Source organism: Moorena sp., from assembly GCF_982860115.1.
Genome location: NZ_CEYLVT010000090.1, coordinates 1 through 21,113 on the forward strand (window position 1 = coordinate 1; position 21,113 = coordinate 21,113).

A 21,113-nucleotide genomic window follows, 5' to 3' on the forward strand; every position below is an offset into this window, starting at 1 on the left:
TGCTCCCCATTCAGTCAAATCTGCCTATTGTCTCAAAGAGATTCAACTCGCCGTTCAACTCAACAAACGCATCATCCCTCTACTCCATGTTGAACCTACGGATTGTTGGGATAAGATGCATCCAATTATCCAAAAAATTAACTGGATCTATTTCCAAGATAATAAAGATGATTTTGAAAAATCGTTGGCTGGGTTACTCCAGGTAATCGACCATCAAAGTGATTACGTCAGACAACATACGGAAATTTTAGTCAAGGCATTGGAGTGGTCTAGACATCAAAAACAAACCAACTACTTGTTAATTGGAGAAGAGCGAAAACAGGCTCAATCTTGGCTAAAGGTTAGGTTTCATGATCAGCAACCTCCTTGTGTTCCTACAGACCTACAGTGTGAGTTGATTTGTGAAAGCACCAAGAATGCCAATAACCTTTTGACCCAGGTGTTGATCTGCTACGCCGATCAAGATAAGTCGGTGATGCAGAAAATTGCTAAAACTTTAATGCGGAAAAGCTTCACGGTTTGGACGAATAAGACCGATATTGAAACCGGTACTCCATTCCAAGACGTAATCAATCAAGGCATTGAGGGAGCTGATAACCTAGTCTACTTAATTTCACCTGTTTCCGTGACATCAGACTATTGTCAGCAAGAAATCACCCACGCCTTGGACAACAACAAACGTATTATTCCCCTCTTGATTGAATCGACAGAAGAACTAGAGGGCATCCCTCCCCAGATCAGAGGGCTACAATTTATTGATTTTACTACCTATAAGGATGAAGATAAATACCGGATTGAGGCTGACAAACTGATTAAGGTATTGCATCAGGATGAGCGCTACTACTCAGACCATAAGACCTTATTAGTAAAGGCGATTAAATGGAAAAAACAAAATCGTAATCCCAGTATTTTACTGCGGGGATACAATTTGCGATATTATGAAACTTGGCTCACTATTAATCAGCAACGTAGCCTTCATCCTCCCCTACCCCTTCATCACGAATTTATTACTGAAAGTAGCGCTCAAATTACCTCATCCTCTATAGAGGTGTTTATCTCCTATTCTCGAGCAGATTCCGATTTTGCCCGTCAGTTAAACGAGGCACTCCAGATGCAGGGAAAAACGACTTGGTTTGACCAAGAAAGCATTCCTCCAGGGAGTGATTTTCAGCAGGAAATCTATCGGGGTATTGAAAATTCTGACAACTTTTTATTTATTATTTCCCCTCGCTCAGTGAATTCACCCTATTGTGCAGATGAGGTGGAATACGCCGAGAGTTTAAATAAACGGTTTGTGACCATATTACATCACGAAGTAGCAGCAAACCTGTTACATCCGGCATTAGCTAAGATACAGTGGATAGACTTTAGAAAAAATGGCGGAGATTTTAATACCAATTTCAGTGAATTGATCAGAACCCTAGATACTGACCGAGACCATGTCCATAACCACACCAAGTTGTCTCAGCGCTCCTTAGAATGGGAAAAAAACCACAAAACTCTTGACTTGCTGTTGCGGGGGATTGAGTTTTCCATTGCCCAAAAGTGGTTCTTGGAAGCTGAGCGAGATCATAAATATCCTCTCCCAACTCCTTTACAGAAGGAATTTTTTGAAGCCAGTAACAACGCTATTGAAGCGGCAAAAGAAGCCGAAAAACAGCGACAAGCAGAAATTATAAGCTTGCAGGAGGAACGTACAAAGGAAGCGAAAGCACGACTAGCAGAACAGAATAAAAGAGTTAGACAACAAAAATTATTGATTGTCGGAGTCATTCTAGCATTTGTAGCGGCTGTTGGCACTCTTATCTATCAAATTAAACAAAAGAAGGTGGCTAACCATAACTTTCAACTTTTTATAATAAACAATCTTCTCTCAGAAGCAAAGGAGTCTTTACCAGAAAACCAGAAAAACCCTACTATGGCTTTACGCCTTGCCGAGGCTGCTTATAAGATTAACAAGAAAGAGCCTAAGGCTTTAGAAGTACTTAGTAGAGTCTACCATTCAGCAATTCATAACCGCTCCTTTTTTTACTATGCCAATATAAAACATAAAAGGGATGTGACTAGTGCAGTATTCTCGCCGGATGGTAGTAGAATTCTCACCGCTTCAAAGGATAAAACAGCAAAATTGTGGAATCTCAAGGGCAAGAAAATCAAGAGCTTAGACAAACATTCTGCTAGGGTTAATTCTGCTGTATTTTCGACCGATGGCAACACAATAGTGACTACCTCAGAGGATAAAACAGCTAAGTTGTGGGATAAGGAAGGCAATTTGCTCAATACCTTACAAAGGCATGATTGCAATCCCAACAGTCAGTGCAGCGTTTCATCTGCCGTCTTTTCCCCAGATGGTCAGACAATTCTCACCGCTTCTGATGATAATACGGCTACATTATGGAATAAACAGGGAAAACTAATTAATACCTTGAGGGGGCACAAAGATATCGTCGTCTCTGCGGTCTTTTCTCCTGATGGTCAGACAATTCTCACCGCTTCACGGGACAAAACTGCCAAATTATGGGATAAGGATGGGAATTTGATCACAACTCTAAATCAGGATAGGGGTCTTACCTCTGCGATATTTTCTCCCGACGGAACTAAAATTATCACTACCAGTAAAGATAAGACAGCTAAGTTGTGGAAACAAAATGGCAAGCTGATCAAACTATTGAAGGGACATAACGGTTGGGTTAATTCAGCTTTCTTTTCCAAAGACGGTAAAATTATTACCGCTTCTGAAGATGGCACTGCTAACTTATGGGATAAGGATGGAAAATTAATTAAAACCTTGAAGGGACATTCAGAGCCAGTAAAAAAAGCCTTGTTTTCCCCAGACGGTAAAAAGATTATTACCGTTAGTGATGATGATACTGCCAAAATTTGGGATTTGGATGGAAATCTTTTCGCTAATTTAATCGCTCATAAATTATCGGTTACCACTGCAGCGTTTTCTCCCAATGGAGAAAAAATTATTACCGCCTCTGATGACTCGACAGTAAAGTTATGGGATATCACCCAACAACCCGTTAATTCTAGTTTTAAACATTCAGCACCTGTGAATTCTGCTGTGTTTTATCCTAACGGCAAAAAAATATTGATAGCCACTACCGATAAAAAGCCTTATTCATGGAATCTGAGCGTAAAATTGCTCAAGCAACTTCCTTATGACTGTGATATCGGGAAGAACTGTGCTGTAACAGCAGCTTTCTCCCCTAATGGTAACTATGGCGATCGCCTGATCATGGATATTAATTTACATGATAACTATAATCACTTAACGATATTCGGTAGCAGTGGTGCTAAATTTGCCAGCTTTTCCAAAGATGACCAGCAAATTTTCACTACCTCTAAGGATCATACTGCCAAGTTATGGGATTTTAGTGGCAGTGAACTTATAGAAATCTCAGAATACAAAGGACACAAGGGGGAAGTTAATTCCGCTGTCCTATCTCCTAACCGCCAGCAAATCCTTACGGCTTCTAAGGATAAACTGGCGAAGTTGTGGAACTTGAACGGAGAAATAATTACTGATTTTAAAGGACATAAAGGTGCTGTTAATTCCGCCGTCTTTTCCCCTGATGGTCAAACAATTCTCACTGCTTCAGCAGATGACACCATAAAACTGTGGCATTTGAATGGAAAGCCGATCCGAACCTTTGGAGGAGACCCCGGTAAAGGACATATGTCTGATGTTAATTCAGCGGTGTTTTCTCCCGATGGTACAAAAATTCTGTCTGCTTCTGACGATAAAACTGCCAAGTTGTGGGATTTAGACGGTAACTTAATCCTGGAGATGAAAGACCTTACTCCTGCTGCTGTGAACTCTGCCGTCTTTTCTCCCGATGGCACCAAAATCCTCACTGCTTCAAGCAATGGCACTGTCAGCGTGTGGCTGATGCTGGAGGATATTGTTGAGTGGTTGAAAACAGCTAACATTTATCGGCTGTCAGAAGAAGATCGCAAGGAATTTCGTTTAGATCACAGCGATCCTAGATAAAATCCTACTAATGTCAGATACCCTTATTGATCGTTATCAAAAAAAGGGAGTATTTACCAGATTCAACTATACTCGAAACTTGAGCATTTGTCCTTACCCACGTTGTCATAATTCCCGGTTATAACTGGGGTGATGAGTCCCCAAACACAATCCATACATGTACCTAGCCTGACGGGGTGACAAACAGCCTTAAAAGCTTTACGGGGTGTGGGGTGTGGGGTGATGGGTGTAGGGTAACCCACCCCTAACCCCTCCCAGGAGGGGAAGATTTTGAGCTGGCGGAGTGACGACGGGACGGTTAAATCAGGTTTCGGAGCGATTGTTATCCCTAGGCTCACTCCAAATTCCCTGTCTTGATGCAGTCGCTCATGGGGGAAACCCCCAAGACCGCGCTGCATCGCTGTCAGCCATGCTTTGCGCGAGTGGGGGAAACCACGGCAGTGCGGTCATGGGGGGAACCCCCAAGACCGCACTGCCTCCCCAAGACCGCTTAGGTGTGCTTTCCGTTGGCGAATTAAATTCGCCACGGGTCACACCTCTGCATCGCTTCTATTTTCCCCACCCCCCACACCCCACACCCGATACCCTGTCTAGTTTTTAGCCTTGTTGTCACCCCCTCAGGTACCTAGCCATTGTCAAGGTGTTTCTTTCATCCATAACAGTGGGGTATAGGTCTGGGGAATCCTCTCAAGTAAACAGGACGAGTCAATCATGGGAAAAAAACGGTCTTATCAGGAAAAATTTAAAGAAGAGATAGCTGGGTTGATTGATGGGATTGATCTATCGGAAATGCAGAAGCGGTTTATCAAAGCTCGCTGGCTCGACCAAGTGTTGTGGTTAGACAAGCGAGCAAATCAGTGTCGCAACCACTATTATGCCCTGCGAATGATGACCATTATCGGAGGGGTAATTGTTCCGGCTTTAGTGGGTATCAACAGCAGCGACGGTAAAATCAGAGTAGCCTTGGGTTGGACTGCCTTTGGACTGAGTCAGGTAGTGGCAATTAGCGCCGCTGTAGAGGAGCTATTTCAATATGGCAAACACTACACTCAGTATCGCAACACCGCAGAAGCCATGAAGATAGAAGGCTGGCAATTTCTTCAGTTAAGTGGGCCTTACCGACGTGTAGAAAACCACACCCAGGCATTTACCCAGTTTTCCTCCCGTGTAGAGGTGCTGATCAGGAAAGATGTACAAGGATACATCAGCGAGCTTGAGCACGACCAGGAACAGGCCAGGGAACAAACAGAGTTAATCCTATCTCAAAACATAACTCAAAACCCAGGTCCAAACCTAACTCCAAACCTAGGTATGGCTCAGTCAGAACCCAACGAACAATTACAACAGCAACCGATTCCAGAAGCCACCCAATTCCCAAATGATTTCCCCCTCAGAGGGGGTAACCCTGGTAATCCCTTTCCTCAGGAATTTGACCCAAGCAATACCTTTAATGCTCCAGCCAATCCCTCTGCTAACGATATCCCCAGAATCTGGCAGGAAGAAGACGGGGATGAGTTTGTTCATCCTAGCCAAATCAAAGGCAATGGTTTCAAAACCAGCAGTAATGGCGGAACTCCTTCCATGGTCTTATTGGATGATTTAGCAACCTCAGCCTCAAACAACACTCCCATGGTTTGGCAAGAAGAGGATGAGGATGAGTTGACTGAAGCTAACCAACTCGAACAACTCGAAAGCACTCCCTTAACCGAAAACAACAACCATGACCTGACTCCTCCAACTCAGGACTCTCAGGATTCCGTCCCCTGTCGAGCCAAATCCGATTTTGTAACCCCTGAGGTAGTTGCGGATATTCTCAAGTGTCCCCTCAAAGATGTCCAGACTTATTTACCAGAGGTGCTGGCTGGTCTTGAGGAAAAGAAGATTTTAGATAAGCTAACCTTGATTGCTGCGATCGCTACTATCGGTGTCGAAACCGGTGGTTTCCGTACTATCAATGAATACGGTAATGCCAAATACTTCACCAAAATGTACGAAGGTCGCAAAGACTTGGGCAATACCCAACCAGGAGATGGAGCCCGCTATCATGGGCGCGGCTTTATTCAAATTACCGGTCGGGCTAACTACAGGGACTACGGCCAAAAAATTGGTCTAGGCAGCACCTTAGAAAAAAATCCGGAACTTGCCCTCAAGCCCAAAATTGCTGCTCAAATTTTAGCCTGCTATTTCTTGGACCGCAAGGTGTATCAAGCAGCCAGAGATGGAGACTGGCGGAAAGTCCGCAGGCTAGTCAATGGAGGCTACAACGGTTGGGAACAGTTCTATACCTTTGTCCAACGAGCTGAGCAAATGCTTTAAGTTTCTAGAGATTTTCTAGACAAAAATACTCAGGGGATGCAGCTTAGTGTAAGCAGTAAGCTGACTGCTGACTGGTGACTGCTGACCAGCTAATGGTAAAACTGTTACCTTAGCATCACCTTAGGGAATTCTATAACTGTAGGTTCTGAAACTTGTGAGCCCAAGTTACCCTCAAATAGCTACTACATAGAATCCCTACTTAACTACCAAACATGAAGACTTTTTTCGATGCCTTCATCTCCTACGGACGAGCTGATAGCAAAGTATTTGCTACCAAACTACACCAACGATTAACCGAACTTGGTTTCAGAATCTGGTTTGACCAACAGGATATTCCTCTGGGTGTAGACTTCCAAAATCAAATTGATGATGGCATTGAAAAATCCCATAACTTCTTGTTTATCATTGCTCCCCATTCAGTCAAATCTGCCTATTGTCTCAAAGAGATTCAACTCGCCGTTAAACTCAACAAACGCATCATCCCTCTACTCCACGTTGAACCTATGGATTGTTGGGATAAGATGCATCCAATTATCCAACAAATTAACTGGGTTTATTTCCGAGATAATACAGAGGATTTTGAAACATCCTTGGCTGGGTTACTCAACGTCATCCACCATCAAAGTGATTACGTCAGACAACATACAGAAATTCTAGTCAAGGCATTGGAGTGGTCTAGACATCACAAACAAACCAACTATTTGTTAATTGGAGAAGAGCAAAAACAGGCTCAATCTTGGCTAAAAGTTAAGTTTACTGATCAGCAACCTCCTTGTGTTCCTACAGACCTACAGTGTGAGTTGATTTGTGAAAGCACCAAGAATGCCAATAACCTTCTGACCCAGGTATTTATCTGCTACGCCGATCAAGATAAGCCGGTGATGCAGAAAATTGCTAAAACCTTAATGCGGAAAAGCTTTACTGTTTGGACTAATAAGACCGATATTCAAACCGGTACCCCATTCCAAGACGTAGTCTATCAAGGCATTGAGGGAGCTGATAATATTGTCTACTTAATCTCACCTGCTTCCCTGAAATCCGACTATTGTCAGCAAGAAATCACCCACGCCTTGGTTAACAACAAACGGATTATTCCCCTCTTGATTGAATCCATAGAACTAGAGTGCATCCCTCCCCAGATCAGAGCGTTACAATTTATTGACTTTACTACCTATAATGATGAAGCTAAATACCGCATTGATGCTGACAAACTGATTAAGGTACTGCATCAGGATGAGCCCTACTACTCAGACCATAAGAGGTTATTAGTAAAGGCGATTAAATGGAAAAATCAAAATCGTAATTCCAGCATTTTACTGCGGGGATACAATTTGCGATATTATCAAAATTGGCTGACTCTTAATCAGCAACGCAACTCTTCTCCTCCCTTACCCCTTCATCACGAATTTATTACTGAAAGTAGCAATCAAATCCCCTCATCCTCTTTAGAAGTATTTATATCCTATTCTCGAGCAGATTCCGATTTTGCCCGTCAGTTAAACGAGGCACTCGAGATGCAGGGAAAAAGCACTTGGTTTGACCAAGAAAGTATTCCTCCAGGGAGTGATTTTCAGCAGGAAATCTATCGGGGTATTGAAAATTCTGACAACTTTTTATTTATTATTTCCCCTCGCTCAGTGAATTCACCCTATTGTGCAGATGAGGTGGAATACGCCGAGAGTTTAAATAAACGGTTTGTGACCATATTACATCACGAAGTAGCAGCAAACCTGTTACATCCGGCATTAGCTAAGATACAGTGGATAGACTTTAGAAAAAATGGCGGAGATTTTAATACCAATTTCAGTGAATTGATCAGAACCCTAGATACTGACCGAGACCATGTCCATAACCACAGCAAGTTGTCTCAGCGATCCTTGGAATGGGAAAAAAACCACAAAAGTCCTGACTTGCTGTTGCGGGGGATTGAGTTTTCCATTGTCCAAAACTGGTTGCTGGAAGCTGAGCAAGATCATAAATATCCTCCCCCAACTCCTTTACAGAAGGAATTTTTTGAAGCCAGTAACAACACTATTGAAGCGGCAAAAGAAGCCGAAAAACAGCGACAAGCAGAAATCATACGGTTGCAAGAGGAACGTACAAAGGAAGCAAAAGCACGACTAGCAGAACAGAAGAAAAGAGTTAGACAACAAAAGTTATTTCTTGTCGCAGTCATGATAGCATTGGTAGCGGCTGTTGGCACTCTTATCCATCAAATTCAAGAAAAGAAGTTGGCTGAATATAACTTCAAAATTGCTAAAATCAAGCATCTTCTCTCAGAAGCAAGGACGTTTTTAAAACGACACCCGACGAAGGCTTTACGCATTGCCGAGGCTGCTTATAAGATTGACAATACCCGTCAAGTGCCTGAGGTTTCACAATTGCTGAGTATAGCCTACCATTCAGCAATTCATCGCCGCTTCTTTTTTTACTATGCCAATATGCGACATAAAAGGGCTGTGACTAGTGCAGTATTCTCGCCGGATGGTAGTAGAATTCTCACGGCTTCAGAGGATACCACAGCAAGATTGTGGAATCTCAATGGCGAGCTAATCTCTACCTTAGCCGGACATTCTGCTAGGGTTAATTCTGCTGTATTTTCCCCAGATGGCAATACAATAGTGACTACCTCAGAGGATAAAACGGCTAAGTTGTGGGATAAGGAAGGCAATTTGCTCAATACCTTACGAGGGCACGATTGCGTCCGCAACGGTCAGTGCAGGGTTAATTCTGCCGTCTTTTCCCCAGATGGTCAGACAATTCTCACCGCTTCTGATGATAATACGGCTAAATTATGGGATAAACAGGGACAACTAATTAAGACCTTGAGCGGGCATAAAGATATCGTCGTCTCTGCGATCTTTTCTCCTGATGGTCAAGCAATTCTCACCGCTTCACGGGACAAAACTGCGAAATTATGGGATAACGATGGGAATTTGATCACAACTCTAGATCAGGATAGCTGTTGGCATGTACATATAAAGGATTATCATTGCGGTCTTACCTCTGCGGTATTTTCTCCAGACGGAACTAAAATTATCACTACCAGTAAAGATAAGACAGCTAAATTGTGGTCCCACAATGGCGAGCTGATCAACATAGTTAAGGGACATACCGGTTGGGTTAATTCAGCGTTCTTTTCCCAAGACGGTGATCAAATCCTTACTGCTTCATCAGATGGCACTGCCAAATTATGGAATAAGGATGGAAACTTAATTAAAACCTTTGCAGGACATTCAGATGCAGTCAAAAAAGCCTTGTTTTCCCCAGACGGTAATCACTTTATTACCGTTAGTTATGATAATACTGCCAAAATTTGGGATTTGGATGGAAACGCGATCGCTAATTTAATCGGTCATCAATTATCGGTTACTACTGCAGCATTTGCTCCCCATGGAGACAAACTAATCACCGCCTCTGATGACTCTACAGTAAAGTTATGGGATATCACCCAACAACCTGTTAATTCTACTTTTAGACATTCAGCAGCTGTGAATTCTGCTGTGTTTTCTCCTGACGGCACAAAAATCTTGACAGCCACTACCGATAAAAACGCTTATTTATGGGATCTGAGCGGAAAATTGCTCAAGCAACTTCCTCATGGCTGTGATGTCTGGAATCACTGTTCTGTAAAAACAGCAGCTTTTTCCCCGAATGGAAATTATATTATCACGACTTCCGATGATGGCAAAACCCGGTTATGGAATGGAAAAGGCGATCGCCTGATCATGGATATTAATTTACATGATAACTATAATAACTTAACGATATTTGGTAGGAATGGTGCTAAATTTTCCAGCTTTTCCCAAGATGACCAGCAAATTCTGACTACCTCTTACGATCAAACTGCCAAGTTATGGAATTTTAGTGGCAGTGAACTGATAGAAATATCAGAGTACAAAGGACACAAGGGGGTAGTTAATTCCGCTGCGCTATCTCCTAACCGCCAGCAAATCCTTACGGCTTCTAACGATAAACTGGCGAAGTTGTGGAACGTAAATGGAGAAATAATTACTGATTTTAAAGGACATACCGATGTTGTGAATTCCGCCGTCTTTTCCCCTGATGGTAAAACAATTCTCACTGCTTCAGAAGATCACACCATAAAGCTGTGGGATTTGAATGGAAACGAGATCCGAACCTTTGGAGGAGGTCGTGAGAAAGGACATAAGTTTGATGTTAATTCAGCGGTGTTTTCTCCCGATGGTAAAACAATTCTCTCTGCTTCTGACGATAAAACTGCCAGGTTGTGGGATTTAAACGGTAGGTTAATCCTGGTGATGAGAGACAAGAATGCTGCTGTGAACTCCGCCGTGTTTTCTCCCGATGGCACCAAAATTCTCACTGCTTTCAGCAATGGGACTGCCAGGGTGTGGCTCAAGCCGGAGGCTATATATGAGTGGTTGCAAACAGCTAAAATTTATCAGCTCTCACCAGGAGATCGGAAGGTATTTGGTTTAGAGGACAGGTATTCTAGATAAAATCCTCACGATATCAAAAACCATAACTCCACCTGGCCCGATGGCCTCGGGCATCAATATGCGTGAAACAACTCGCACTGGCTAGACCACCTCGGGAACCCCACCAGGAATCCAGGCGTTTATTCACTGACATTGGCGATATCCCCTCAACCACAAAATCCACAGCATCCCCAGAAAGATGACGGGAGCGTGTAGCACCACCAACTTTGCGATTGGTTACTGGGTCGCGATACCAAGAGTTAACCACGATGGGGCGATTGCCAAAGTATTCCCTAACTTCCTCCATGACCTCAGCAATTTTGAGAATGTTCTCCACAATAGTTTTGTTCGTAGGAATGCGAGTACCATTTTTAGTGGCCTCTGCCCAACTAAAGTGACCACCAGTGATAATCGGCTCCGATAGGTAAAAGGTTTTGTCATATCCAGGCAACTGAATTGGACCAGTCTTGTTAGAGTTAATCTTAATTAAGTCAGATTGTTGTTCATCCTTAGGTGCGTTATCGGGTTCACTCCCTTCAATTTCAACATGGTCACAGAAGACGTACCAGGTTTTTAATGGTGGTGTGCCTAAAGCAACATTGGCCAGGACTACCTGAATATGCTTATTCTCGGCTGGCTGATCCGATGTAATCTCAAACTCCGTGTTTGCCTTGACGAAAACTTTTTGTGAGTCCTTGAGCTGATAGGACTGCTGGGTACTTGTTTTAAACACAGTATCGCTGAGTACTCTTAGCCTAATCCCTGTCTTTGGCATAGTGCCTCGACTCTCTGGTTTCCGAGATTGTTGCTGAAGTACAAAATTAGTCGGTAACTGAGTGCCATTGGAAAGTTGTACAACAGCAGACTTACCCACAGAGACTAATTTGCGATCAGCATCATCTTGCCAGCGACGAGTAAATTCAGTGAGCACTGATGGCGACTGCTGTTGTTGCAGCCAAGCTAGTGCTGCATCTTGATGAGGCAGTTTCCCATAACCTCTGAGCAGATCCAGAAACTGAATTGATCCGGTGTTACTTGCCTGTTGCCAATTAACAGAAGTTTGTGGAGTGGCAAACTGTAACCGTTGATTAAGCATTCCTTGGTAATACAAATACCAAACAATTGCTGCTGCTCCTATCTTGTGCCCTTGACCATAGGAATCATTATTGTTACCTATCAGGGATTGATTCCAATACTGTGAGCTACTAAAGTGATTGGTCCCATTCCAAAGATACTCGGAATTTTTACCCCCCTTAACATCACAGAAATTATTCCATAGCTCAAACCCCCATAGCATTGCGCCGATTGAGTGGTCTTTGGCAGTGTGGAACTGTTTCCAGCGCAGTGCATCAATCGCACTCTCAACAAAGGTGTATGGTTGTCCGTTAGCTGGTGGAGCAATCGGTCGTCCTTGTGGGTAGCGAATTGTTCTATTAGTTAAAGAATCGCCATTGTGCAGGTGAGCGTCTCGAAAATCCAGCTCTCGATAGTGCAAAATTCCCACAAACCACCAAGGCACTCCTGTTTGCCGCTCCACTAATCCGTAGTCTCCTTGCCGTTGGAGAATTTCTTGAGCAATGCGGCCAGTTGGCTCTAGGCAGCTTCGCCTGAGCTGACAAGTAGCAAAAAGTTGTTCATATTGAGGTTTGAGAGTACGAAGTCGCAAATCGCTAGACATTTTTATTTTGAGTTTAGGAATAAAGACAACTGTTAGGGGGCGTTCTTGTGGCGTGAGCTACAAAATATTTGGTTTTACGGAATAGGGAGCAGGGAGCAGGGAGCAGGCAGTAGGGGTTCCGAAAATTGACACCTCTTTTATTCAAAAGACGTAACTCAGATTAAACTAATCCTTACCTCTTTTATTAAAAAGCACCTCAATTAGCCTGCGCATAAGCTGATAGCTGATAGCTGACGATTAATCAGTAACGCCTTTTTAAAATTATATCTTTACTTTTTTATAGTGATAGCATTTTTGCTATCATTTTTATGATTTCCGTAATTTCTTTTAAAGTGTTTTTTAAAAGGCGAATTCATCAAAGGTTTTGCTAGGTAAAACTACGGTTTTTTATTAGCAGTATTAGAGATTAATCAAGCCATACATCGCTACTCCCTATTCCCTATTCCCGACTCCCGACTCCCGACTCCCGACTCCCGACTCCCGACTCCCTACTCCCTACTCCCTACTCCCTACTCCCTACTCCGTAAGACTACCGTATAATAATATAATAGATGAAGCGTAGCCCTGATTACCACTGTCAGCCAATCTATTATGCTTAAAAGTTCTTTGCCAAAATCCTCTCTGAGGACTGAGCAACCTCCAGACTGTGAAATATCCCAGTTATCCCCTACTTCCTTGACCCTGATCGCTGATTTCTTTAAAGTCTTATCTGAAGTAAGTCGCTTGCAGATTATCTGTTGTCTGAAGTCCGACTCAAAAAATGTTAGTCAAATTATCGAAGAAACAGGCTTAGGTCAAGCCAATGTATCCAAGCATTTAAAAATCCTGGCTAAAGCAGGGATTGTCACTCGCAATCAACAAGGAATCAATGTCTTTTACCAAATAGCTAATCCCTTTATCTTTGAGCTATGTGAGCTAGTGTGTGAGTCCCTGTCACTGCAAATAGAGCAACAACATCAAAAGCTAGAGCAACTCAAAGCGATGCAGCAATCTTTTTAGTGACCTTGGTAATTGGTAATTGGTAATTGATAATTGTGATTACTCCTGAACTATTACCCATTACCAAAAAAACCATAGACTATGAATACTACTGAAACAACCGGACACGAGATCATATCAACTCTGTTTGAATACCGATAATCTAGGGGCGTGGGCGCGGGGAGATGAGTACCTCATAAGGGTAGGTTTTTTACTTTGACCTCAGGTGTGGGGTATTGGGTGTGGGGTGTGGGGTGTGGGGGTACAGACAAGCGATGCAGTGGCCTCACGGGGGTTTCCCCCACTCGCGCTTTGCATCAAGACAATGATGATTGAAGAGCGATGCAGCGCCTTCACGCGGGGGTTTCCCCGGAGACAAAACCTTAGACAGTTGAGCCTTTATGGTTGGTAGGCTATGCAGAAAAGAGGTAAAACTTATTGATTAAGGCTCAACTGTCTTACGGTAAATTCAAACCACTCGCTATTCCATCAAGACAACGACAAATTAAGTATATTTTCTTATCACCCACACCCTACACCCCACCCCCTACACCCCACACCTCACGTCTTTGTTAAAAACTTACCCCTGTGAGGAGATGAGTACCCCCCACACCCGGTCACCCTGTCTACTTTAATGCCTTGTTGTCACCCCCTCAGGTATATGGTTGTGGCTTTCCCATTGCCAAAATTGGTGAGTTTCAACAGCACCTATTTTCAGAAACACAGCACGCCCGTATGTCTGGATGGTTATCACAGCAATCATTGAGCAGAAAAGACATCAAGTCCCCGAGATTTCCAAGATTTGCACGATAGATGATATTCCGCGATTGACGTTCAGACGAGATCACCCCTGCCTGCTCCAGTGCTGATAGGTGAAACGATGCCCGTGAGGAAATCGCATCAACCTGCTTACCAACTTCCCCCGCTGATGCCCCTTTTGCACCACACTGAATCAAATACCTAACGACCCGCAAACGGGTTTCATGAGATAGTGCGCTGAGCATGTCTAAAGCTTGTTTTTCTCTCATATTTCAATATCTCTTGAATTGTTGAGATAAAAACATTATACTTCCTATTGTGGCCATCAATCAAGCCTTGCCCGCAAGGTGGAAATTTAAGATGTAAGGACTCTGTTCTATGAAAATCGTCAGTTTCAAAATCTGCCCTTTTGTTCAGCGTGTCACGGCTTTGCTTGAGGCAAAGAACATCGATTACAAGCTGGAATTCATCAGCCTAAGCGATAAACCCCAGTGGTTTTTGGATATTTCGCCGAACGGTCAAGTCCCTGTGCTGATTACAGATAAAGGAAAAGCGCTGTTTGAATCCGATGCGATTGTCGAATATATTGAAGAAGCCTTTCCTGCGCTTCAGCCAGAGCTTTCCCTTGAAGATAAAGCGACAAACCGAGCATGGAGCTATCTGGCGTCAAAGAACTATCTGGTTCAATGCAGCGCGCAACGCAGCCCCAACGAAAAGGTTCTGATGGAACGTAGCCAAAAACTTGGACACGCCTTTGACAAAATCGAAAAACAGCTCGGTGATACGCCATTCTTCGCAGGTGAAACAATCAGTTTGGTTGATATAGCCTGGCTGACAATCTTGCACCGCGCTGACATCATTCAACGCCGGTCAGGTTACGATTTTATCGGAAATCGCCCTAAGCTAAAGAAGTGGCAAAAACAGCTATTAGGAACAGGACTTGCAGAAAAGTCCGTTGCACCTGACTTTGAAGAAGCGTTCTCAGGGTTTTATCTATCAGACCAAACCTTTCTTGGACGAGGTTGCACCGTAGAAAACTGTTCCTTTAGTGAAGCATGCGCAACTGATGCATGCTGCTAAAGAATGGCACAAGGTTCACGGGCAATTCGTCTTTAGCACCTAAGCTCCGGCGTTGCGTCAGTGTTTGAATGAATAGGAGTAGAGTGGGCATCCTGCCCGCCCGAAAATATATTGAAACTGGCAAGATGCCAGTTCTACACAAGATGCCTATTCCACAGGTGCGACCCGTGATGGCGAGCAATCCCTTGACCGTAGGTCACGCGGGGCGCGTTCGCCATCACGGAAAGCGCACCTAAAAACTCTTAAAATCATTCCATTATTAAGCAACGTCAATATTTTAGCTAATCGGGAACTTTGGATCAGGGAATTACAGCGGTTTTACAGATCTGAGTGTGTAAGGGGACTCAGACAAAAAACTGAGACAAAACTGAGACAAAAAACTGAGACAAAAAACTGAGACAAAAACTGAGACATTCTGTTGTTGTATTCCCACTATTCTGAAACTATAGAACGTTTAGCGACATGCAGCTATTGCGCTGAGACCGCTGACTGTTCAAACTTTGCTGATGTATATAACTAGGATTTACGGCTTGTTTTCCAAAGTTCAACATCAGACTATCAACTCACAAATTAAGGATAAATTTCAATGTCACAAATCACAGGTACAGCAGGAGACGATTTCCTAACTGGAACTGCTGACGCTGATCAGATTGATGGCTTGGACGGCCATGATTTCATCCGTGGTGAAGGCGGCAATGATCTAGTCGAAGGCCGAAGAGGTCGGGACGATATTTTTGGCAACGGAGGCAATGACACCCTCAATGGTGGTGGCGGTCGAGACGATATCTTTGGCGGCGAGGGCAATGACCAGCTCAATGGTGGTCGCGCCAATGACGAACTATTTGGCAATCGGGGCAACGACCAGCTCAATGGCAATGATGGTAATGATACCCTAGCAGGGGCTGGCTATGTCCTAGGTAACACTAGCTTGGCTTTTGGCGGCGGCGAAATTGATACTCTAACTGGTGGGTCAGGAGCAGACCGGTTTAACTTGGGGATTTCAGAACGACTTCTCGATGACATCCGTCTCCCTGAAGGAGTATTCTATACAGCGTCTGGCAACAGTGACTACGCTTTGATTACTGACTTCAGTGTTGCAGAAGATACTATCGGTCTGTTGGGCAGTGCCAGTGACTATGTTTTGGTCGAGCAAAGCTTTGCTGGTGCAGGTGACTCATCAACGGATACTTTAATCCATCAGAATAATTCTGGTCAAGCTGGTGAACTGATCGCTGTTGTGGCCGATGTCACCGGTCTTGCTCTGAGTAGTTCGACCCAATTCACCTTTTTCTCCTAGTATTAATTCCGCTGCTATAGCAATCCTAAACTATTTGTGAACAACACTTCTTAACTAAAAGAGTACTAAGTTTTGAGTACTAAGTTTTGAGTAAGAACTGTAACTGTTCACGCTTGAAATAGGATTGCTATAAAAGGGATTACTACTAAGTGCAGGTAAGCCATCAGCTATCAGCGAACAGCGATTAGCGCTACGCGAACAGCTTTTGAATAAAAGAGGTTTATTTTAAGCTGACGGCTGACAGCTGACGGCTGTTCGCGCAGCGTGCGCGTAGCGCATATGCTTACAAGTAAAGCTTCCCATAACTAAAAACTAATAGTTAGTAATAAAACTTATGGGAAGCTTTATTAATTTGGCTTAAGGTTTGCCTCAACATTTGCAGTGGCTCAGGGTCGGGATTAATTCCCTGTCATTAGCTAGTTGAGAAGTACAGACCATTAACTGAACATTTTTGCAATTTTAAGGAGACACTAAGATGCGATTTTTTATAGGTACAGACGAAAGCGAATTAATTGATCTTGAATCATCAACCGAAGGTTTTACATTTGTGGTGGCTGAAGGTGGTGATGACACTATTATTGGCGCGAGCGGTGATGAAACCCTCCGTGGTGACGCAGGGAATGACTCGATCAATGGCGGTGATGGCAATGACAGAATCGAGGGTGGTGAGGATAACAACTCGATCAATGGTGGTAATGGTAATGACAGCATATTTGTTCTTGGTAATGGGAATAATACCCTGCTGGGCGCTCCAGGTAATGACACTATCTCTGGCGCTGATGGGAATGACTTCATCAATGGGGGACAAGATCAAGATAGCTTGAGGGGTTTTGATGGCGATGACACCATTCGTGGTGGTGCCGGTAATGATACCATCCTTGGTGACAATGGTAATGATTCACTTTTTGGCGGTAGCACTGGTGATGATTTCATTGAAGGTGGTGCAGGCAATGATACCCTTGACGGTGGAACCGGTAATGATTCACTCTTTGGCGACTTTCAATTTAGTTCCGCTAACTCTGGTGTACCGTCTAATAATTACGTTGTAGGTGGCACTGGTAATGATTTTCTTTCTGGTAATCGAAGCTTTCCTCGGGGTCAAGATACATTAATCGGTGGTGCTATCGGTGTTAACTCTGGCTCAGGAGAAATTGACACTTTGGAAGGTGGTTTTAGTCCAGATACCTTTGTACTTGGGTTAGCAGCAGACCCGGCCAATGGTCTCCCTCAAGATGAGATACTTTACGATAACGGAGGCCTACAAGACTATGCTTTGATAACTCAATTTGGAAGACAAGGAGACTTTGCAGGTCCAGATACAATTCAATTAGTAGGAGAGCTTGATGATTATGTCTTAGGGGCATCTCCTTTCACTAATCCCACTAATGATATCGATGGTGATACTAGTGAACTAGCTATTTCCCTGGACTCTAATGGTAATGGTACCTTCGATTCTACAGATGAACTGATTGCGATTGTTGAGAATGTTTCTTCCCTTGAGTTTACTGTGCTACTAACTCCGGAGGTTTTCTTCACTTTCGTTTAGAAGCAAAGTCCTTTGGCTAACACAGTGACAAATTAGTATCACTGGACAGAAATCAAACATCAAAATCAAACATCAAAGGTGAGTGCTGAACCCAGATACAGGTTCCGGGTTTCGCACTTTTCTATTGTTATCAATTGAAGGTAAATCAACATGGTTACAACTCCTCAAACTAACCAAAAAACAGCCGTTATTGTTTCCCATGACTTTAAATTCTACGCCCATCACCGCAACTACTGGCTCAATGGTTTAGCCATAGCCTACATATTGGGTGGTTATGGATTTTCCATCTTCTGCATCACAACCGATACTTGGTGGTTGAATTTGCTGGGAACATTTTTACTAGTACACACCCTGATGTGGTCTGCTTACTTTGCCCACGAATGCTTCCACCACAACATTTTTGCCCGTCCTGCTTTAAATGTAGTCTTGGGTGAAATGATGCTCTTCTTGACGGGCTCTTGCTACAGTCGCTACCGCGATTTGGCTCACCACCATATAGCTCATCATTTACATAAGGTAGATCTGTCTCCCTTTTCACCCCGAACTCTCACCGATTTCCTGCAATCTCTACCACCGCCGATCAGAAAGTTAATCCTATGCCTAGAATTGCTGTATTTCCCCGCCATGAATCTAATCTTACGCTGGATGATCGCCATTTCTCCCTTCCTCGATCACAGCCGACGAGATGAGCGTGTTCGCAACGCTTCCCTTTTACTGCTGCGAGGGGCTCTATTTACTTCTTTAGCAGTCTATGCACCTCATGGAGTGCTATTGTACTTCATTGCCTATCTTTGCTTCCTGAACATAACCCAATTCCTAGAGTGTTTTCAGCATACCTTTCCTGTTTTTGCTATCAATAGCAAGATACCCAAATATAGCCAAGAGCATGAGGAAGTGAATACTTATACTATCACCTGCTTGCGACGCTGGCTCGACCTACTGATATTTCTCAACCATAACTATCACAATGCTCACCATCGGCTAATGAGCTGTCCCTGGTATCTACTATCTCAGTTAGATGCCAAACTCTACCCTAGTAATTATCAGCAGCGCATAGCAGCCTGGAACCTGCTGGGTAACTACTTCTACTTTAGTTATCGCATTCACCGCTTGTTTCAAGGTCAGGGAACTGTAGAAAAAACTGAGAAAGGTTACAACTTCGAGAACTTTGTTGGTGCTACTGGTCTGTCTTTCATGCTGTTGCGGACACCATTCGATGGGCTCAAGTTATCTAACTTAGGTTATTTAGGACAATCCTAACTTAGTTAGAGCAAGAGTGTAAGAGCCAATCTCAAACTGGAGTCTTAATTGTTCAATCTATCTCTAAATTTAGTGGGACATTTGTTATGAATCAGAATCTCAAACTGTATGATTTAGTTTTGCAAGGGGGACATATCATTGACCCTGCTCAAAACCTCAACGATATCTATGATGTTGCGATCGATCAAGGTAAAATTGCTGCCATTGCCCCTCAATTACCTCTCCACCCAGCTCAAAAGACTGTTTCAGTTGCAGGTAAAATTGTCTGTCCTGGTCTGATCGATTTACACACCCACATTTACGAATGGGTCGTTAGTGATAGTCTTGGGGCGGATGATGTCGGCATCAATGCTGGTGTCACTACCGTCGTTGACCAAGGTGATTGTGGTGCTGCCACTTTTTTAGGATTCAAAGCTTATGTAATTGAAAAAGCCCAGACAGACGTACGCTGTTTTCCTTCCATTAACTTAACCGGAACGATCACACCGGACTGCTCCAGAACAGCCTTTTATGGCCCTGACATGGTAGATATTGAGGCTCTGGTTTCCCTGGCAGCAAAGTATCCCGATCTAGTGCGTGGTTTCAAGGTGCATGGAGAATCTGGGGCTTTATCTCGATGGGGAACACAAGTTTTAGAGTTAGCAAGGAAAGCAACAGACCTCGCTGATCTACCTTTATATGTACACATCGGGGAATTGTTTGATGTTGATGAAGCCCATCGTCCTCAACCAGCTCAAGTCATAGAAAAAGTACTCCCTTTTTTGCAGCCCGGTGATTTACTGACCCATTGCTATAGTCACCGTCCTGATGGTCTACTCGGGAAACGTCAGAGGGTACCAGAGTCTCTTTTACAAGCTGTTAAAGATGGAATCCTACTGGACTTAGGACATGGTATTCACTTCAGCTTTGAGATTGCTCGCCGCATGTTAGAGCAAAATCTTAAACCCTATACCATTAGTAGTGATGTCCATGGAGACTTCACGACTCCCCACAGTGATGCTACCCTTGACTATAGTCTGTGTGGCATTATGTCCAAACTGATGGCTCTAGGGTTCACTCTAGAAGAAGTTATTGCTGGCACAACCATTCATCCTGCTCGTATTTTAAGAGCCGATGCAGAGATCGGCACACTCCAAATTGGCTCTCGTGCTGATATTACAGTTCTAGAAATGGTCGAGGGTGAGTGGTTATTCCATGACTCAGTAGGTGAACAACTCGTAGTTAAGCAAAAACTGTTGCCTACTTTAGTCGTTCGTATCGGCGAGTTAATTACTCCCCATGGTCGCCTGCTGCGCGATTTAGAACCGATACACACCGCCAAACTTCTTGGTCTACACTAATTAAGTTGAGGTAATTACAATGATACTGAAAGATTTGGGAACAATCATCAATACCAAAAGGGATGTTGAGTGGGGAAATGGCAAGAGTCGTCGATTTCTGATTCAGGAAGATGGCATGGGTTACTCCCTCACAGACACAATTGTTGATGCTGGTTCAGAATCACTACTGCAATACAATAATCATCTCGAAGCATGCTACTGTATTGAAGGTGAAGGTGAAGTAGAGGTCAATGATATTATTTATCCGATTAAACCGGGTACTATGTATGCTCTTGATCAACACGATTCACATTACCTAAGAGCTAAAAGCACTATGCGCCTTGTCTGCGTATTTACACCTTCTTTGAAAGGTGATGAAACTCATCGTTTGGATGGTCAAGGCTCTTCTTCTTACTAAATTAA

General features: G+C 43.5%; 14 protein-coding genes. 12 read left to right on the forward strand and 2 right to left on the reverse strand.

All coding sequences use genetic code 11. The features are described 5' to 3' along the window. From AC4II3_RS16675 to AC4II3_RS16690, 4 genes are all read left to right on the forward strand, one after another. Positions 1–3,997, forward strand: a 3,997-nt coding sequence (locus AC4II3_RS16675; protein ID WP_490722843.1) for a TIR domain-containing protein, incomplete at its 5' end; no start/stop codon positions are given. Between the two features lie 283 nt (positions 3,998–4,280). Continuing rightward, on the forward strand, positions 4,281–4,598 hold the full coding sequence (locus AC4II3_RS16680) for a hypothetical protein (RefSeq protein WP_488015788.1): 318 nt from the start codon (positions 4,281–4,283) through the stop codon (positions 4,596–4,598). Positions 4,599–4,708: 110 nt separating this feature from the next. Continuing rightward, on the forward strand, positions 4,709–6,313 hold the full coding sequence (locus AC4II3_RS16685; RefSeq protein ID WP_488015786.1) for a DUF4231 domain-containing protein: 1,605 nt from the start codon (positions 4,709–4,711) through the stop codon (positions 6,311–6,313). A gap of 212 nt (positions 6,314–6,525) precedes the next feature. Continuing rightward, positions 6,526–10,794 (forward strand): TIR domain-containing protein, encoded by a 4,269-nt coding sequence (locus AC4II3_RS16690; protein ID WP_490722844.1) that lies wholly within the window; start codon positions 6,526–6,528, stop codon positions 10,792–10,794. A 13-nt stretch (positions 10,795–10,807) separates the two neighbouring features. Here AC4II3_RS16690 and AC4II3_RS16695 read toward each other — a convergent pair whose 3' ends face one another. Further along, on the reverse strand, positions 10,808–12,451 hold the full coding sequence (locus AC4II3_RS16695) for a D-Ala-D-Ala carboxypeptidase family metallohydrolase (RefSeq protein ID WP_488015973.1): 1,644 nt from the start codon (positions 12,449–12,451) through the stop codon (positions 10,808–10,810). A gap of 591 nt (positions 12,452–13,042) precedes the next feature. Between AC4II3_RS16695 and AC4II3_RS16700 the strand changes: the two genes are divergently transcribed. Next, the gene (locus AC4II3_RS16700; RefSeq protein WP_488029742.1) at positions 13,043–13,450 is read left to right on the forward strand and encodes an ArsR/SmtB family transcription factor; all 408 of its coding nucleotides are present in this window, start codon (positions 13,043–13,045) and stop codon (positions 13,448–13,450) included. A 677-nt stretch (positions 13,451–14,127) separates the two neighbouring features. On the opposite strand, the gene AC4II3_RS16705 is transcribed toward AC4II3_RS16700, so the two are convergent. Next, entirely contained in the window at positions 14,128–14,457 is a 330-nt protein-coding gene (locus AC4II3_RS16705) for an ArsR/SmtB family transcription factor (RefSeq protein ID WP_488029611.1), read from the reverse strand. 109 nt (positions 14,458–14,566) lie between these two features. Here AC4II3_RS16705 and AC4II3_RS16710 point away from each other — a divergent pair, with 109 nt between their 5' ends. From AC4II3_RS16710 to AC4II3_RS16740, 7 genes are all read left to right on the forward strand, one after another. Beyond that, on the forward strand, positions 14,567–15,268 hold the full coding sequence (locus tag AC4II3_RS16710) for a glutathione S-transferase family protein (RefSeq protein ID WP_488029610.1): 702 nt from the start codon (positions 14,567–14,569) through the stop codon (positions 15,266–15,268). Between the two features lie 68 nt (positions 15,269–15,336). After that, on the forward strand, positions 15,337–15,504 hold the full coding sequence (locus AC4II3_RS16715) for a hypothetical protein (protein WP_490722845.1): 168 nt from the start codon (positions 15,337–15,339) through the stop codon (positions 15,502–15,504). Positions 15,505–15,854: 350 nt separating this feature from the next. Beyond that, positions 15,855–16,565: a calcium-binding protein gene (locus AC4II3_RS16720; RefSeq protein WP_488013569.1), complete on the forward strand. Its 711-nt coding sequence runs from the start codon at positions 15,855–15,857 to the stop codon at positions 16,563–16,565. 475 nt (positions 16,566–17,040) lie between these two features. Continuing rightward, on the forward strand, positions 17,041–18,111 hold the full coding sequence (locus AC4II3_RS16725) for a calcium-binding protein (protein ID WP_488013571.1): 1,071 nt from the start codon (positions 17,041–17,043) through the stop codon (positions 18,109–18,111). Positions 18,112–18,261: 150 nt separating this feature from the next. Further along, positions 18,262–19,371: a fatty acid desaturase gene (locus AC4II3_RS16730; protein WP_488013573.1), complete on the forward strand. Its 1,110-nt coding sequence runs from the start codon at positions 18,262–18,264 to the stop codon at positions 19,369–19,371. Positions 19,372–19,457: 86 nt separating this feature from the next. Beyond that, on the forward strand, positions 19,458–20,711 hold the full coding sequence (locus AC4II3_RS16735) for an amidohydrolase family protein (RefSeq protein ID WP_488013575.1): 1,254 nt from the start codon (positions 19,458–19,460) through the stop codon (positions 20,709–20,711). A 19-nt stretch (positions 20,712–20,730) separates the two neighbouring features. Beyond that, positions 20,731–21,108, forward strand: a complete 378-nt coding sequence (locus AC4II3_RS16740) for an ectoine synthase (RefSeq protein WP_488013577.1) — start codon at positions 20,731–20,733, stop codon at positions 21,106–21,108. The last annotated feature ends 5 nt before the right edge of the window (positions 21,109–21,113 follow it).

Excerpts from the sequence above, each read along its gene's own strand:
- AC4II3_RS16685 (WP_488015786.1), top strand. The coding sequence starts at position 4,709 with ATGGGAAAAAAACGGTCTTATCAGGAAAAATTTAAAGAAGAGATAGCT.
- AC4II3_RS16690 (WP_490722844.1), top strand. The coding sequence starts at position 6,526 with ATGAAGACTTTTTTCGATGCCTTCATCTCCTACGGACGAGCTGATAGC.
- AC4II3_RS16695 (WP_488015973.1), bottom strand. The coding sequence starts at position 12,451 with ATGTCTAGCGATTTGCGACTTCGTACTCTCAAACCTCAATATGAACAA.
- AC4II3_RS16700 (WP_488029742.1), top strand. The coding sequence starts at position 13,043 with ATGCTTAAAAGTTCTTTGCCAAAATCCTCTCTGAGGACTGAGCAACCT.
- AC4II3_RS16705 (WP_488029611.1), bottom strand. The coding sequence starts at position 14,457 with ATGAGAGAAAAACAAGCTTTAGACATGCTCAGCGCACTATCTCATGAA.
- AC4II3_RS16710 (WP_488029610.1), top strand. The coding sequence starts at position 14,567 with ATGAAAATCGTCAGTTTCAAAATCTGCCCTTTTGTTCAGCGTGTCACG.
- AC4II3_RS16715 (WP_490722845.1), top strand. The coding sequence starts at position 15,337 with ATGAATAGGAGTAGAGTGGGCATCCTGCCCGCCCGAAAATATATTGAA.
- AC4II3_RS16720 (WP_488013569.1), top strand. The coding sequence starts at position 15,855 with ATGTCACAAATCACAGGTACAGCAGGAGACGATTTCCTAACTGGAACT.
- AC4II3_RS16725 (WP_488013571.1), top strand. The coding sequence starts at position 17,041 with ATGCGATTTTTTATAGGTACAGACGAAAGCGAATTAATTGATCTTGAA.
- AC4II3_RS16730 (WP_488013573.1), top strand. The coding sequence starts at position 18,262 with ATGGTTACAACTCCTCAAACTAACCAAAAAACAGCCGTTATTGTTTCC.
- AC4II3_RS16735 (WP_488013575.1), top strand. The coding sequence starts at position 19,458 with ATGAATCAGAATCTCAAACTGTATGATTTAGTTTTGCAAGGGGGACAT.
- AC4II3_RS16740 (WP_488013577.1), top strand. The coding sequence starts at position 20,731 with ATGATACTGAAAGATTTGGGAACAATCATCAATACCAAAAGGGATGTT.